This window comes from uncultured Ruthenibacterium sp., assembly GCF_963558415.1.
In the GTDB taxonomy this organism is placed as follows: domain Bacteria; phylum Bacillota; class Clostridia; order Oscillospirales; family Ruminococcaceae; genus Ruthenibacterium.
In genome coordinates this window covers 1-1803 of the sequence record NZ_CAUWGY010000157.1, presented here as the reverse complement: position 1 = coordinate 1803, position 1803 = coordinate 1, and the positions used below count along the sequence as shown (strand labels likewise).

Genomic DNA, 1803 nt, shown 5'->3' with positions numbered 1-1803 from the left:
TGCTTTGGAAAGTATTTTGATGAAAAGGGTTCTGTATTACATACAGAGAAAACAAGTATCGCACAATATGCAAAAAAAATCTTTTCAATGGCTGGCATTGAAGGGAAAATATTTGTCCGCGGAAAAGAAGAAAGCAGAATGTATGAGTTTGCGGTAAAGGATCCTTTACAAGTACAAAATATGCTTGAACGGTTTGGCCATATTGGGAATGAGCCATCTTTGCGTATAAACAGTAGAAATTTTTGCTGCGAAAATTGTGTACAAGCATTTGTTGCGGCTGCGTTCCTTTGCAGCGGTATCCGACAAAAGAATACAACCTTGAATTTTCTTCTAGTCGATATAGTTTAATGCAGGATTTTAGCGCGCTTCTAATGGGCCATGGTTTCTTGCCCAAAATTACACGTAGAAGAGGCTCGAATGTTCTATATTTTAAGGCCAGCGAGCAAATTGAGGATATGCTTACGTATATGGGAGCCTCTAATTGTTCACTCGAGCTGATGAATTTAAAAGTTTACAAAGATATTCGAAATAAGGCAAACCGTATTACCAACTGCGAAACAGCGAATATTGACAAAATTGTTTGTGCCAGCGCAAGGACATTGCAGGCCATTCAATATTTGCGCGAAGTAGGGGCATTGGATACACTGCCGGAACAATTAAAAGTTGCTGCTAAATATCGAGAGGAATATCCGGATCTTCCATTGAAAGAACTGGCTCTTCAATTTGATCCCCCTCTCAGCAAATCCGGTCTGTCACATAGAATGAAAAAAATTGAACAGACTGCTTGTGTACTACTGGAAAGGAACCAACATGCCTGAGTTTACAAAACAATTTACTCATTTGCATCTTCACACTGAATACAGCCTTTTAGACGGGGCATGCCGTATCGATCGCCTGATGGATCGTATTAAAGAATTAGGCCAAAACGCTGTAGCGATCACAGATCATGGGGCCATGTACGGTTGTGTCGATTTCTATAAGGCTGCTAAAAAAGCAGGTATAAAACCCATTATCGGGTGTGAAGTTTATGTGGCATCCCGTACTAGATTTGATAAGGTAAATCGAATTGATGGTTCTTACCATCTTGTTTTGTTGTGCAAAAACGAGACTGGATATAAGAATCTTATCAAAATGGTATCTTCTGGTTTTATCGAAGGTTTTTATAACAAACCAAGAATTGACCATGAGTTGCTTGAACTTCATCACGAAGGTCTTATATGCCTTTCCGCCTGTTTGGCTGGGGAAATTCCACAAGCTCTCTTGTCCGGTGATTATGAGCGCGCAAAAACGCTGGCATTGTATTATGAGAATTTGTTTGGAAAAGGAAATTATTACCTTGAGATTCAGGATCATGGCATCGATGAACAAAGGCGTGTTTTGCCATTAATTGTTCGCTTGTCTCGTGAAACCGGAATTCCTTTAGTCGCCACAAATGACGCACATTATTTGCGCCAGGAAGATTCCAAAATGCAGCACGTGCTGATTTGCATTCAGACCAATAAAACCGTACATGATGATGACGTGCTGGAATTTGGAACGGATGAGTTTTATGTAAAAAGCACACAAGAAATGTATGATTTGTTTTCCGCTTGGCCTGAGGCGTGTGAAAACACGAATCGAATTGCTGAAATGTGCAATTTTAATTTTGAGTTTGGTGTAACCAAACTTCCTTACTTTGAGGCCCCTAATGGGATGGATAACAAAGAATATTTTGTCCAGCTTTGTGAACAAGGACTATATAAGCATTATGGAAAGCAAGTTTCCCCGGAAATTCGTGAACGTTTAGACTATGAAATCGGCATT

Annotated in this window: 2 protein-coding genes and 1 pseudogene; all 3 read left to right on the top strand. The window is 39.8% G+C overall.

The features are described 5' to 3' along the window. Positions 1 to 348 (top strand): annotated as a pseudogene (locus AB5H98_RS13375) (DNA-binding protein WhiA); the annotation flags it as partial. Then, positions 348 to 818, top strand: coding sequence for a DNA-binding protein WhiA (gene whiA / locus AB5H98_RS13370; protein WP_367926375.1), 471 nt, complete (start codon positions 348 to 350; stop codon positions 816 to 818). The pseudogene AB5H98_RS13375 and the gene whiA, both read left to right, overlap by 1 nt. Then, a partial coding sequence (locus AB5H98_RS13365) for a PHP domain-containing protein (RefSeq protein WP_367926376.1) occupies positions 811 to 1803 on the top strand: 993 nt, incomplete at its 3' end. The genes whiA and AB5H98_RS13365, both read left to right, overlap by 8 nt.